We start from the raw sequence: 13360 nt of genomic DNA, 5'->3' as shown, positions 1-13360 counted from the left end.
TGTAGCTTCTGATGCAAGCACCCCCCAAAGTGGCAGTGGTTGTTGTTGCCCACGATCCGGGCGACTACTTCGAGGAGTGTCTGGCGAGTATCTCCTCGCTCGGATACCCCGATCTCGACATCGTAGTAGTTAATGTTGACCAATCTGGTCGGGTTGATGACCTGACCCACCGCCTGCTCCCGAATGCTCAAGTACTTGAGTTACCAGGCAACCCGGGCTTTGGGGCCGCGGTCAACGCAGGCGTCGAACTGGTGAACGACGCTAAGTTCTTTTTGTTCTGTCATGACGATGTTGCACTCGCCCCAAATGCGCTAGCGGCAATGATGGAGGTGGCTTATGCAACCAACTCAGGTCTCGTCACCCCAAAAATTGTCGCCTATGATTCCCCGCGTCAGATTCTCGAACTCGGTAGTGACCTTGATTTTTTGATGGGAACGGCAACAAGGGTTGAGGTTGGTGACCTTGACCAGGGCCAGTATGACGAGATCAACGAGGTGGCCGTTGGTGCCGGTTGTGCCATGCTGGTGCGTGCCGACCTATTCAGTTCGCTCGGAGGCTTTGATGCAAGTTTTGGTAGCGTCTATCAAGAGGTTGATCTGTCTTGTCGAGTTCGGATGGCAGGCGCACGAATCTCAACCGCACCGCATGCGCGCGTGCGCCATAGGTCAGTTTCGACCTCGGGGCGTCGTTCGCCACGATTGCGGGCAGTACGACGCGGAGTTGTTGCTGATGAACGGGTGGCGCTATCTCACGCAGAGCGTATAGAACTCAAGCGTCGTCATCAGGCTCGGTGTATTAGTAAGCTCGAACAGGGTCGGATGCGATCGATTGCGTTGTTGGTGTTCTTCGTAGAGCGAATCGCGGAGGCATTGTTCCTGACGCTCACCGCACGTCCTAGGGTGGCCTGGGGTAGCTTGAAGGCCATTGGGATCATAACCGAGCGTGATGCACTGCGTCGAGAACGGGAGGCGATGCTTGCACGCGGGCTTGACCCACGTCTACTCACGTTTTCAGGTTCCTGGCTCACATTGCGGCGTTTCTTGTCTCACAATCGGACGAGACCGAGTCACGATGCATCTCGAGACGATCCTGATGCAGATTCCCCGACGACTCGAGTTGAGCGAAGTTCACTTGGGCGTTGGGCTCTTTGGGTCTCGATAGCCCTGAGCATTGTGCTCGCGCGCTCAGTGCTCTTCGCACCGACCCCTCTAAAGGGTTCTTTCACACTTTATTCCTCTCCGGTGCAACTGTTGGGCGCGTATTTCTCAGGCCACGGAGCGAGCCACCTCCTCGGGGTCGCTATCTTGCCCACCTCCGACTTGATCATAGGCCTGCTGGGATTTGTGTTGATCGGACATACCGCACTCGGCGTCTGGTTGCTCGTTTTCAGCTCCTTGATAATTGGGCCGATAGGAGCCTATCGAGTCGCTCGCCGCCGACTCCCTGATGGATACGCACGAGCATCAGGGATACTGTATGCACTCTCGCCAATAGTGGCGATAGCGTTGGTAAGAGGCTCAATTTACGCCATATTTGGCTACGCCATTGCCCCATTGTTACTCGCTGCTACCATCGACGCCATCGCTGCGCAACGCAAGTCGCGCCGGGTTATGCGGAGGTCTAACTTGCGGGTAGCCGCGTTGTTTGCCTTGGCTGTGGCATTGGCCCCTCAACTTGCCATCGTATGGCTGCTAGCTGCCGTCGTGCAGGTTCTTGTCTATCTAGTGACCGTTGGCCCCGAGAGGGCACGAAGGCTCTTTGTCGTGGTTTGCTACGCCTCGGTGGTTGGATTCTTAACTAATCTTCCATGGATTGGTGGACTTATTGTTGTCCATCCAGGAGTTGATTACCTCTTTACAGGATTTGTGAACCCGACCAGCTCTGCGATAAGTTCCGCTTTTGGAGCCTCGGTCGTCGGGGGTCTCTCCTCCTGGTTGTTAGCAGCGATGGTGCTAACGCTCGTTGTGGTGGTACTCGGATTTGGTGAGGGTCGCGATTCTTCTCTCCTGGTCGCGACGATCGCAACGGTAAGCTACACAGTCTTCGCAGTGATGGCTGGAAGAGGATTTCTAGGAGGGTCTCCCATTGCTCCGGTCTATCCGACAATCATGGCGACGCTGATTGCTTCGGTGGCTCTTCCCGGTGCGATGCGTCTCATGTTGAGACGGCTGCGTTCGTTCGGTTTAGGAGTCCATCATGTCACTGCTGGGCTGGTGACGCTTGCTTTGGTGGTAGCTGCCCTCGGTTCCGCCTTGGGAGCCATTGGGGGTCAACCTGGCCCCGCAAGTACCACTCGCGATACCCTTCCTCTTGTCGAAGGGCTTGTTCGACATCCTCAATCGGTGCTCTGGGTAGAGCTTGGCACGGGTCCACGCATCGTCACTGGTGAGAAGTTGACTAACGGCGTCTACGTAGGTTTGACCGAAGGAGTCGCGCCGACTGTGCTCACCGCAGGTGCCCCTGCGGTGACTCGAGGCCAGGGTGCCCTAGATCATCTAGTGGCCCTTGCGCTAGCTGGAAGAACGGTTCGGCTTGGTGACGAGCTTGCAGCTGTTGGCGTCGATGAGGTGGTGGTAGTAGGTGCGCCAAGAACCGTGGCTGCTGATGCATTTACAACGGCGTTTGGTCGCCAACTCGATATGGCTCAAATATTCTCTCAAGGTGGTATCTCGGTGTATAGATTAACCGCACGCCCGGCTTCCCTTGCTAGGGCAGCAACGCCGTTCGACCCCTGGTTGACGGTTGGTATCGTAATCCAGTTAGTCATGATGCTAATTTTGCTGCTTGGGTTATTTGGTCGACGTTCTTGGTTGCGAGCTAGAACGAGAGGGCAAACTGTCGGACTAGGCAATGCGCCGGCCTCAGCAGTGCCGGTGCCCGTGGGGCCACGATCTTGATAAAGTGGCCGAAGATAGTTCTGATCTGCCTTGTTGTGGTACTGGTTGCGGCGGTGACGATGACGAACTCGTTTGCAGCCCGCAGGGCGCAGTTTGCGGTGGCCAATGTCCCCTTTGGTATTGGCAGCTTGGCGGTGCCGACTGCTGTACCTACGGCAACGTCAGTGAGTTGGTACTGTGTAGTGCCTCGATTGCTGGGTGCGATCCATTCGGATGGCGTGATTCTGGAAAACCCGACCAGCCATGAGCGAAAATTGCTGATCACCTCCAAGGTTGGTCATCACCGCCAACACCGCGTCATGCTTCCACACTCATCGATGCACTTGCATGTGACGCCAGGTCATGGGCGGGTTATAGTCTCCTCCGGAGGTATGGTTGCGTTTGTGGAGACGCAAACCACGTCGACTGCGTTGCCCCAGATCAGTCCTTGCAGTTCGTCTCCTAGCAGTCACTGGACAGTAGAGGGCCTGTCCACTACCACTGGAACAGGCTCCACTGTTTCGGTCTATAATCCTTTCAAAGTTCAGGCTGTCGTCGATCTGAGTTACTACTCCACGCAAGGGGAGGTGTCGGTTCCGTCCGTGGAGGGCCTAATAGTCCGCCCTGGTGCAGTCATGACTATCAACGCAGAGCGTTTTGCCCCTAATGCTGCTGATATCTCAGCCAGCGTCACTGCCCGTTCGGGAAGTGTAGTTGTGGTCTCAAGCGTAGCTTCACCTAATACTCAAGAAACACTCGGTTATGCCACACCCTCAACGCACCTGTACCTTCCCTATGTTCCAACGGCTGGCACTAAGTCACTGACCCTGGAGCTACTCAACACCTCGTCGAAGCCGGTTCCTGTGGCGATTGAGATGGCCGGTTTCAATGGGACACTTCAGGTGGCAGACATGGGACCCATGCACATCGTCGAACGGGTAACCGTGCCGGCCAACTCTCCACTCCCGGTCGATCTGACCTCAGTAGCTAACACGACCGGCACTCAAGCCGTGGCTGTGAAGGTTATTTCACGTGGTGCACCACTCTTTGGACTTGGTGCGGTGCAATCTTCAAGTCCATCAGTACCTTTTTACCAGTTGACACCGACGTTTTTTCGCGCAGCACAATGGTGGATGAGTTGCATCGCAAATCCGACTACCCATGATCCTGAGGTAGTCTTTAGCCGGAGCAGTCTAATTTCTATCACTGGAGACAGCCTGGCGGGCGGAGTGCTTCCACACTCGACGTCGTCTAACATATTACGGCCTTCTGTCGAACCTATCGGTCTAGCAGCCTCAACTCCATCCTTGTTCAAGCTGCGATTGGCTCATGCTATGACGGTGGCAAGCGTGCCTCTTACTGAGGGTTGCGTCGCCATACCAGCCGCTTGATCGGCGTCTCTTGGCGACGATGGACCAGTTGTAGCCAAACTCTAATGGAGCTCCGAAAACCCTATAGACCAGAGGTGCTCGTAACCCGTCTTGACGATTGCCTTGATGATCATGCCGGCGTCGGCGTCCAGATCCGGGTATTCCACAAGCAGGGCGGTGGCCATGGCGCTTGGAATTGGATAGGTGCCTCCCTGTTCGGCCACGCTCACTAGCAGTTCGGGTAGGTTAACGGCGTCGGCTGCTATTGGGCCATTCGCTCCCCAACACCGGAGGACGGTTTCGATCATTCGATGGCGCGAGAGTCTTCGCATGACCCTGATGGTTGCGCTTCTACGGTTGGGATTGAGTGAGTAGGGTGCACCCAAGTAATTTAGTTGTTCGATCGTGATAGACCCGAGCACCTCCGACAGATGCGTTGATAGATCCAAGAGTGAAGGGCCATCCCCCCACGCAAGTACCTGTTGGTCTGTCTGTACAACCTCGCTCCTGCTGCTGAGGAAGGCTAACGCCTCCTGGTAGGCGCGGTCATAGTCTCGCACGATGCGGCCAAGCTGCATGTGACCATGCTAGCTGGAACGTGATAGGCGAAGGAAGGTTGCCTCTCGAGTGGAGAGGCTAGCGACCGATTTGAAATCCACTGGTGCCGTTAGCGTGTCGGTGACTACCGGTTGAGAGGCGTTTCCAGCAATCAGGTGTCGGATCGTAAGGCAGAACTCATCGACGAGGCTCTGCTCGAGTAGGTCTGACAGCAGTGTCGGTCCGCCTTCGCAGAGGATTCCACCTGGGTGCTGATTATCGATCGCGAGCAATTGCTCCAGTTCACCACGTCGAGGTGTTGCAGGTAAGTTACGATACTCTATTGCAGATGATGATCCACCTCCTGAGGCTGCCCCACTCAGGTGGTTTGGGGTATTCGGCGGTCGGGAGTGTCGCGAGGCGACGACTATGCGTAACGGTCGCACTAGTCCGAGCCGGTGACGAAGTTTGGCCAAGTCTGGATCCAGTTGCGGAGGTTGGTAGTTTTCTATTCGTGCAGTACCAGCGCCTACAAGGATAACTTGTGAGGTCGCACGTAGAAAGTGGAAAATTCTGCGGTCGAGATCGGTGGAGAGACCCTTAGAGCGACCATCAATGGCTATTTTGCCGTCTAACGACATCACCATGTTCGCACGCAACACATTCGGTTCTGATACCGGATAGAGGGCGAGAAGCTGCTCTAGACTTGGATCTTCGTTATCGGTGACGTACACGACCCACCGACAACTGTGCTAGCTCTATTGTTTCGGAGATGTGAGTATGTATCTCTGCACTCTAGTAGGCGCTGCTTTATTTGGGTAGTTCTGTTTAGGTAGTTCTGGTGCTCACTCTCCATCCCTTCCTCATTTTGGCAAGGAGCGGCCCGCCGGTTGTTGCCTCTAGCGTGTTATGCATGGACGAACTTCTCGGACGACCTGCGCTTGTCCCTACGCATGAAGAGCTAATCGCGTCGTTAATACCCCCTCGCAACTTCTGCGAGGCTAGTTTCGAGTCCTACCATCCTGATCCGGAATTCAGCTCCCAGCAGGAGGCCAAGGAGACCTTGATGAGATTTACGCGAGAAGGGCAGCAAGAGCGTTCACGTCGATCTTGGCGGCGGATCAAGCCCAAGCAGCCGATCGGTTGGTATCTAGACGGCGGGTTTGGAGTTGGTAAGACTCATCTCTTGGCTGCAACTTTTTTCGCCTGGCAAGGAGCCAAGTTTTACGCTTCGTTCGCAGGTCTCACCAGCCTTGTTGGAGCGCTCTCGTTTTCTGGAGCTTTGAAGTTATTGCAAGGCGCCAGCTTGCTTGCAATCGATGAGTTTGAACTTGATGATCCCGGAGATACTGTACTTATCAGTCGACTCGCCAACGAGTTGCTCGCCACAGGTACAAACTTGGTGGTGACCTCTAACACCTTGCCAACTCGGCTGGGCGAAGGCCGTTTTGGTGCCCAGGACTTTTTGCGTGAAATTCAAGGGTTGGCCGATGCATTCCAAGTCCTGCCGATAGAGGGAGGAGATTTCCGCCGACGTAGTTTTGTCTTCGATCGAGGAGAGAGCACGTTTGAACCACTGCCAGAGGACGCAGTTCGAATTGAGTTGAAGACGTTGCTCGACCAATTAAATCGGGTTCATCCGATTCGCTATCGGGGAGTGGTGCAGGAGATCTCCGGCGTTGAGATCGATAACGCGTCTTCGATTGAACTCCAAAGCGACGCATTGCGTTTCTGCAGTCTTGTCGATGTACTTTATGATTTCGGAGTACCTGTTAGGGTTCGTGGATGTGATCTCGGAGAGCTATTCCCAGCTGGCTTCTTGAGTGGAGGCTTCCGGCAGAAGTATGGCCGTTGCCTGTCGAGGCTTTACGAACTTGAGACCCTAGAGGATCCGCTATTACAACGGAACGATGAAGGTGGCACGCGACCCTCCTAACGGTCCAGCAGCGATAGAAAATGAGCCGCCGTGATCGGTCGCCTTGGCATGAAGATTTACAATTCCATGACCAATATGAGGATCGTCGCTGATCCCGATTCCGTCATCAACGACCAAGATCTTGAGATTATCTGAGACCTGGATCTCTACCCGAAGTTCATTGGCGTCTGCATGTTTTATGACATTTGTTATGAGCTCTCGCAGTACAGTGAGAGCGAGCGATTTCGTTGAGTTGGTGAGCAGAGTATCGATCGGGCCCGAGAAGACAACGTGCTCCCGGAGGCCGGCAATCATACAGAGACGCGATGTCAGATCTAGGATCTCTGCGCGGGGAGAGTCGCCACGGCTCGCTTCGAGTTCAAAAATCGTGGTTCTGATCTCTCCGATTGCGGCGTCAAGATCCTCGATCGCTTGTCGTACAAATCGTGCACCGTCTGTTCGTTGGAGCGATGGTAGTGCGGCTTGAAGTTGAAGACCAACGGCAAAAAGACGCTGAATTATGTCGTCGTGGAGGTCGCGGGCAATGCGAGTTCGATCATCCTCTACCTGGGCGCGCATGAGCGCCTGACGTAGGAGCAAATTGCCGATTACCGCGGACGCGCCAGTGGCTAAGGTCTCGAGGATGGCTACGTCGATCTGATCGAATGGCTGATCATCGAGCCTATCGGTTACGTAGATATTGCCAAAAACCCTTTCGCCGGTGATGATTGGGACTCCGAGAAAGTGCTTCATGGTGGGGTGATTCGGTGGGAAACCTATGGCTCTCTTGTCGTCGGCGATCGAGTTTGAGATGACGGCACTGCGAGAGGTTATGACCGTGCCGAGCAGACCATCGCCGGAAGGAGGTTTGCCAATGAGTTCGCGTTCCCTGGAGTCGATCCCCGAGGTCACAAAGTCCAAAAGTTGATGCTCGTGCTCAGGGTCGAGCACGCCAATCGCTGCGTAGCGCGAACGCGTGAGGGATCGCGTGTGATCGGCCAAGAGCGTGAGGGTCTCGTCTATGTCGAGCTTGCTCACTACCTCGATAAGCGCCTCGAAAATGTCTTTCAGTCGAGGTTCGTTCACGAGTCGCTCCACCTCGACTAGGTTAGTCCATATGCAAGGGTTCGGGTTCGAGGGGAGAGATCGATGATTTTGTTCCAGGAGCATGAGCTCGAAGCCGAGGTTCCCGATTTTGAGCATGGTGGCTTCAAGCCGGCCCGACTCATCCATCGCGTGGACTCGTTGTTCGGCCACGGTGCGCGCTTGATCGAAGGCGCAAAGCTCACTCATGGTCCGGTCGAGCTAGGCTCCGCAGTCGAGCGTGATGGGTTCTGCCCGTTTTGTATCGATACCATTGGTGATGCAACGTCACCTTTTCCAGAAGAGATAGCTCGGAATGGGAGGATCATTGTTGGGAACTCATGGGTAGTACCCAATGTTATCGCCTACTCTACTGTCTCAGCGGTTGGCATTTACGATGTGAGTCGGCACTTTCTGCCCCTAACGGAGATGACTCGAGAAATTGTATACGATGCGCTGCTGGCGATTCTCCAACATGGGAAAGCCGTACGGGCTCAGCATCCTGACCTGATTTATTCATCGGTCAACGCGAACTATCTACCGCCGTCCGGGAGCTCCTTGATACACCCACATATTCAGTCTTCGCATGACTCTGTTCCGCTAGGCTCGCAGGCGAAGTTGTTGACCGCCTCTAGAGAGCATTTTGCCGCCTACGGTCAGCCATATTTTGAGGAGCTTATCGCGTTAGAGGACGCACAGAGCCAACGCATGGTGGCGCATATGGATCCTTTTGTATGGCTTGTTCCATTTGCTCCTTCTGGTTTCTATGAGGCGTGGGCACTCGCGCCTAGTATCGGTGATCTAGTAGAGTTGAGCGATCCCGACATTTATCAGTTGGCATCGGGTCTAGCGCTGGTCTTGGCTACATATGAGGAGATGGGAATCCAGTCATTCAACTTCTCCTTGATTGGTGCGACTCCAGAAAGCAAAGACTATGGCGCTAGCATGTTGTTTCGCATCGTGGCTCGAGCACCCATGGAGCCATACTACCGAAGTGATGTGACTTATTTCGAGCGTCTCTGTCTAGAGACGATGATCGACTATTCCCCTGAAGAGTGGGCCCAGACGCTCCGAAGTAACTTTGGGACTACCATGACCGGCTGATGATATCGTGGTTGTGGCAAGGTCTACCACGTCTTCATGGAACCCAATGGGAGTAAACCTTCAGAGACCAGGTTGTGCGTCGGCCGACATCGCGCCGACCTTCGAACTCCAGTGGCAGTTGTGGATGATGTCCGTCCTTGGCGATGTCGGAGCGAGCAGAGCTTGATAGGTCCATCTAGAGACAAGGATGAGTCCGCTTCGCTGCTTAGCGATTATTTAGCACGTGTGCAAACTTTGGACTGTTCGAAAGCAGATATACATTTTAAGGCGCCTCGTCTCGCTCTTCAGTCGCGTGTCTCTCTCTCAGTTGTTGGGGACTCCAGAGTTTTGACATCGTGGCATCTGCAGCTGTACGTGCCTGTCTAAGCCAATATTCACTGCAGCGGTCGGTGGTGAGTTTAGCGAGGTATTGAGGTGTACTTGAACTCGTTGAACTCCGGGTAGTTGACCATGGTGTCAAGTACGCGATCGATGGTTGATCGAGCGACCTTGGCATCTCCATTGGGTCGGTGCATGACTCTGACAAAGGCGGCTCGGTCGTTGATCATAAAGGTGGGCACGCCGAAGACATGGTGCTCTTCGACAGAGGCGAGATGCTGCCTCTTGAAGTCGTCGAGGATGCCTTCGGATTCAATGAGCTGCAGTACCTTCTCTGGTTCTAGACCATGACTCTCAAGGATAGACGCCAAAACAGACCAATCGGTGATGTCGAGGGCGCGATCATGTCGGGCCGCAAAGAGCGCGAGGTGAAGTTGTGGGAAACTTTCTGGGAAGAACCGTTGTACCGTCATGCCAGTCATTACTGCTAAAAGCTCGTTATAGCGTGACGGGTTAGACCAGACGTCTGGCTCTCCCTCTTCGACGTGAACTTGGCCGAGAGAGAAGGGTATAAAATCGACTTGATAGTCTCCACCGTCCTCCATCGCAGTGATCAAGTGCTCGTGCATGTTGCGAGCGAATGGACAGCGATAATCCCAGTTAATAGCGAATTCCATACAAAATCTCCTTGTTGGTTGCTTTTACAACCAGTCTAGTGGATCGCTCGGTAAAACTAGTGATTCCGCTGTCTACTCAGCGGTTAAGTCGGCGTACCTTGTCAAGAATTAGCATTCAAGAGATTGAGGGTCTTCGATCATACCGGAGCGCAAGCCTCGTCTGGAAGGGCGGACTCAAGGGGCCGTGTGGAATTACCTGTTCTCGTGGGTCGCTGTTCCGACGCTCGCTATCTATGAAACCTAGCCCTCGAATAACGTGACTCATGGAGACACGAACGATCACAACAGATCAGCTACAAGCTCCAAGCCCATGAACTAACCGAGGTTCGCAAGCAGACATGACTCAAGGAAGGCTCTTCAGCGATTCAACGACGAGCCCTTGGAGACTTAGACAAGGCGTTTTGGAAACTGGTGGAGGAGGCCAGACCACTTTGGACGACCCACTTGGTACGCAGCCGGCATCAATGAGAGTTGCGCTATCCGAGATCTGTCTGGTTAGGAACATCAACCGTATATGAGGCTAGCTGGGTGTAGTTGGCACTAATTCTGCGTCACTCGTGAGCCAGGAGACATAGAGACAGCATCGTCTGCCCGAATCACACTAGAGCATTCAGGTTTGCGAGCTCACCCGGCCAGCTCCGGAGCTAGGACGCAAAGCAACAGGGATCGTTGTAGTTATTGGCATGTTTATCACGCAGACAGCCGCTAGATCTAAGCCCAAGTTTCTCGACGTGCCAGAACTACTCACCAAAGCAGAGCGGCAACCAAAGACGGTTGCAACCCAAACTCACCAGACAGCCCAAAGCCTCTAACCGTTACAGAGCCACTCGACTAGCCAAGTCGTCGGCCAAAGAGCCAGACCTAGTAAGGACTGGATCGACAAAACCATAACCAATCTGGTGCGCAACTACGATCAGATCGCACTAGAGGCTCTTGTCAAGGGAGACAAAGATGGAAACGCTTGACTCATCTGGCCCCAACGAGTCTCTTCTCGAAGCGGGCTCAGGAATATTCGATCAACGGCTTACCGACAGGGCACCAGTGCTACAGCAGCAGTAGAAGTCGCCGCTATCAATCCCGCATAGGCGAGCCTATGTTGTCATCGGCGTGGTTACACCGATTACAAGAACCAGTAAGAACAAAGCTATCCTCTGTTATCTATCGTGTGGCTATACCGATAACGCAGACGTGAGTGTGGTCCAGAACATCAATGCCGTGGGGCTTGCGGTCGGGATGTGTAAAGAAACATCGCAGGTTAGCTCCCACAAGACAGAACGCCGCTGACCTAGTGACGCACCATGACGCCTCAAGTTGCGTGAGCGGCCTAGGAAGCCCCGTCTGTAGACGGGGAGGATGACACCGGCAATAGGTACTTGATGAGCTTGGCGAAACAGAGACCGATGATTGCGCCACCGAGAACGTCCGAGGCATGGTGAATACGCACGTGAATCCGTGATAGGGCGACGAGTGTAGCAAGCGGATACAGGAGCCATCTAAGCCAAGTGCGATCAGATAGTAACGTTGCCGCTGCAAAGGCAGCAGTTGCGTGACCGCTCGGGAAGCTTGATGTCAGAGGATAGCGCAGGTGATGTGGATGTTCATAAGATTGATCTATTGGGCGTTCTCGTGAAAACAGCGACTTCACTATAACATTAATCACAACGGATTCGGCGGCCAGGGCAGCTGCTGCACGCATTGCTAAGGGACGCCTGCGTGGAGAGATCGCGAGCGTGGCTGCCATAAGTTCCCAGAGTAGTGAGTGATCTGCCAGTGCAGAAAGTATATAGAACAGGCGATCGTACATTATCCGACCCCTGAGGGGGGCGAAAGCATGATCAACAGCAGTATCAAAGCGGTCGAGTTGCCTCAAGCCGGTGGCGTCCTTCTGGTTTGGAGCGTATGTGTGCGATCCGACGATGTGAACGATGGGCATTGACACTGATAGGCACAAAAATTGCAGAGCCTCGATGGACGCGGACGGAAGTTGCCTGTTTCGCATGCCATTCGCACAGCTGCCCATATCGCAGCAGTTTTTCCTTCGACTGCCTGTAAACGGTGAGAGGTAGCCTCAGACTCAATTACCATGCGGTCTCGAAGATACATTAACTTGACACTCTTTGGTCTGACCCCAAGAACTCGTTCGACCAAGAGGGCATAGAAGAGCACACCCGCCAGTTTGTCCTGTTCGTGAGTGTGTGAAGGTGGCCGACCAGTCTTGTAATCTACAACCACCAGCTCGCCGTCGGGATCACGATCTAGGCGATCAATAACTCCTCGAGCGAGGACATCGCCTACTTGAAACTCGAGCATCAACTCAGTTCCAAGTACGTTAGTGGTAGTCGGATCTTCAAGGCTGAAGACGTTCATAACCAGCTGCTCGACCTCCTCAGCTAGGCGCACGCGAGCGGCCTCAGACAGGTTCGCTAGAAATGATGCAGCATAGCCCTGGTTCAGTCCATAATTGAGCTCATCCTGGACGATGATACGTGCCTTGTGAGGAGTGCGCTCAAGCGCTGGGATCGTAAAATAGAAGCGTTCGAGGGCGCGGTGAGCTAGAACCCCCTTAACTGTCCAGATAGAAAGAGGCTGAGGTACTTTGTCGATAACTGAAAGCCGGAACGCGTAGGCACAATCCTTGAAGGCGGTGACCTTGGTTGGCGTCAGCGAACAAGGAAGTGGTAACCCCATTCCTTCAGGCTACCACCGTCGCTGGAGTATCTACCGGTTGTTGTGTTGCACAGGTCGACTGTTAGTCGCTCCTGGTGGGCTGGACGGCTGAGAAGGATCTTAGGACGTGGGTAATAAATGCTGAAGATTGGGGTGCACTTTGTCACGGATGAGTACTATTGCAGGAATGAACTCGTTTGTCGACACCTACGTGGTGAGCTACGGTCTGGCGGCCATCCTGGTGTTGATGACCCTCGAGTCGGCTCTAATCCCTATACCCTCTGAGCTAGTTATGACGCTAGCGGGCGTCCTGGCAGCGTCTGGGAAGCTCAGTCTGGTCGGTGCTATAGCTGTTGGCATCCTCGGCAACCTTATTGGTAGCGTGATTTTGTGGGCGATTGGTCGTACGGGCGGCAGAGTGCTGGTGGAACGTTTTGGTCGGTTCGTGCTTGTTAAGCCAAAGGATCTGGACAGGGCGGAGCGCTGGTTCCAGCGCCACGGAGAGGCGGCGGTTATTGTATCCAGGCTTCTTCCCGTTGTGCGTTCGGTCATTAGCCTACCGGCGGGTGTTGCCGAGATGCCTGTTGGCAAGTTTTCGCTGTACACGCTTATAGGCAGCATCCCGTTTGTCGCCCTTTTGACGCTCGCTGGCTATTGGTTGGGCTCGAACTACACCGTGGTAGTGAAAGTAATCCAGGATCTGGGTTACGGTCTTGGTGCGGTTTTGGCGCTACTTATCATCGGTTTTCTTTGGTTTCGTTACCGTCGCCGTTCCAACCTAGAGGCAATTGGCGAATGATCAGCTAAACTCAG

At 54.1% G+C, this 13360-nt stretch carries 11 protein-coding genes; 5 read left to right on the top strand and 6 right to left on the bottom strand.

From position 1 onward, the window contains the following. Positions 1-11: 11 nt before the first annotated feature. Positions 12-2897: a glycosyltransferase family 2 protein gene (locus FEAC_RS00370; RefSeq protein WP_035388122.1), complete on the top strand. Its 2886-nt coding sequence runs from the start codon at positions 12-14 to the stop codon at positions 2895-2897. 59 nt (positions 2898-2956) lie between these two features. Then, positions 2957-4267, top strand: a complete 1311-nt coding sequence (locus FEAC_RS00365; protein ID WP_152622994.1) for a DUF5719 family protein — start codon at positions 2957-2959, stop codon at positions 4265-4267. 41 nt (positions 4268-4308) lie between these two features. Here FEAC_RS00365 and FEAC_RS00360 read toward each other — a convergent pair whose 3' ends face one another. Beyond that, positions 4309-4824: a hypothetical protein gene (locus tag FEAC_RS00360; RefSeq protein ID WP_035388125.1), complete on the bottom strand. Its 516-nt coding sequence runs from the start codon at positions 4822-4824 to the stop codon at positions 4309-4311. Between the two features lie 9 nt (positions 4825-4833). Further along, complete coding sequence (locus tag FEAC_RS00355; RefSeq protein WP_052565009.1) at positions 4834-5517, bottom strand: dihydrofolate reductase family protein; 684 nt, start codon at positions 5515-5517, stop codon at positions 4834-4836. Between the two features lie 179 nt (positions 5518-5696). On the opposite strand from FEAC_RS00355, the gene zapE reads away from it, so the two are divergent. Further along, positions 5697-6719 (top strand): cell division protein ZapE, encoded by a 1023-nt coding sequence (gene zapE / locus FEAC_RS00350; protein WP_052565007.1) that lies wholly within the window; start codon positions 5697-5699, stop codon positions 6717-6719. Here zapE and FEAC_RS00345 read toward each other — a convergent pair. Further along, positions 6681-7784 (bottom strand): GAF domain-containing sensor histidine kinase, encoded by a 1104-nt coding sequence (locus tag FEAC_RS00345; RefSeq protein ID WP_035388127.1) that lies wholly within the window; start codon positions 7782-7784, stop codon positions 6681-6683. The two genes, zapE and FEAC_RS00345, sit on opposite strands and share 39 nt — an antisense overlap. Before the next feature lie 63 nt (positions 7785-7847). Between FEAC_RS00345 and FEAC_RS00340 the strand changes: the two genes are divergently transcribed. Further along, positions 7848-8885 carry a hypothetical protein gene (locus tag FEAC_RS00340; RefSeq protein WP_035388129.1) on the top strand — a complete coding sequence of 346 codons (1038 nt, stop codon included), beginning with the start codon at positions 7848-7850 and terminating at the stop codon, positions 8883-8885. A gap of 398 nt (positions 8886-9283) precedes the next feature. Here FEAC_RS00340 and FEAC_RS00335 read toward each other — a convergent pair whose 3' ends face one another. From FEAC_RS00335 to FEAC_RS00325, 3 genes are all read right to left on the bottom strand, one after another. Then, positions 9284-9880 (bottom strand): DsbA family oxidoreductase, encoded by a 597-nt coding sequence (locus FEAC_RS00335; protein ID WP_035388130.1) that lies wholly within the window; start codon positions 9878-9880, stop codon positions 9284-9286. A 1324-nt stretch (positions 9881-11204) separates the two neighbouring features. Then, positions 11205-11684, bottom strand: coding sequence for a phosphatase PAP2 family protein (locus FEAC_RS00330; RefSeq protein ID WP_035388131.1), 480 nt, complete (start codon positions 11682-11684; stop codon positions 11205-11207). Positions 11685-11746: 62 nt separating this feature from the next. Continuing rightward, complete coding sequence (locus FEAC_RS00325; protein ID WP_052565005.1) at positions 11747-12568, bottom strand: RecB family exonuclease; 822 nt, start codon at positions 12566-12568, stop codon at positions 11747-11749. Positions 12569-12716: 148 nt separating this feature from the next. On the opposite strand from FEAC_RS00325, the gene FEAC_RS00320 reads away from it, so the two are divergent. After that, a complete protein-coding gene (locus FEAC_RS00320; protein ID WP_152622992.1) occupies positions 12717-13346 on the top strand; it encodes a DedA family protein in 630 nt (209 codons plus the stop codon). Positions 13347-13360 lie beyond the last annotated feature (14 nt).

The sequence above is a fragment of the Ferrimicrobium acidiphilum DSM 19497 genome, assembly GCF_000949255.1.
Lineage (GTDB): Bacteria > Actinomycetota > Acidimicrobiia > Acidimicrobiales > Acidimicrobiaceae > Ferrimicrobium > Ferrimicrobium acidiphilum.
The sequence above is the reverse complement of the archived record's forward strand: the minus strand, read 5'-3'. Positions and strand labels throughout refer to the sequence as shown.

Bases quoted from the DNA above. Each gene is read 5' to 3' on its own strand.
- zapE (WP_052565007.1), top strand. From the start codon at position 5,697: ATGGACGAACTTCTCGGACGACCTGCGCTTGTCCCTACGCATGAAGAG.
- FEAC_RS00370 (WP_035388122.1), top strand. From the start codon at position 12: ATGCAAGCACCCCCCAAAGTGGCAGTGGTTGTTGTTGCCCACGATCCG.
- FEAC_RS00340 (WP_035388129.1), top strand. From the start codon at position 7,848: ATGATTTTGTTCCAGGAGCATGAGCTCGAAGCCGAGGTTCCCGATTTT.
- FEAC_RS00335 (WP_035388130.1), bottom strand. From the start codon at position 9,880: ATGGAATTCGCTATTAACTGGGATTATCGCTGTCCATTCGCTCGCAAC.
- FEAC_RS00360 (WP_035388125.1), bottom strand. From the start codon at position 4,824: ATGCAGCTTGGCCGCATCGTGCGAGACTATGACCGCGCCTACCAGGAG.
- FEAC_RS00365 (WP_152622994.1), top strand. From the start codon at position 2,957: ATGACGAACTCGTTTGCAGCCCGCAGGGCGCAGTTTGCGGTGGCCAAT.
- FEAC_RS00330 (WP_035388131.1), bottom strand. From the start codon at position 11,684: ATGTACGATCGCCTGTTCTATATACTTTCTGCACTGGCAGATCACTCA.
- FEAC_RS00320 (WP_152622992.1), top strand. From the start codon at position 12,717: ATGAGTACTATTGCAGGAATGAACTCGTTTGTCGACACCTACGTGGTG.
- FEAC_RS00325 (WP_052565005.1), bottom strand. From the start codon at position 12,568: ATGGGGTTACCACTTCCTTGTTCGCTGACGCCAACCAAGGTCACCGCC.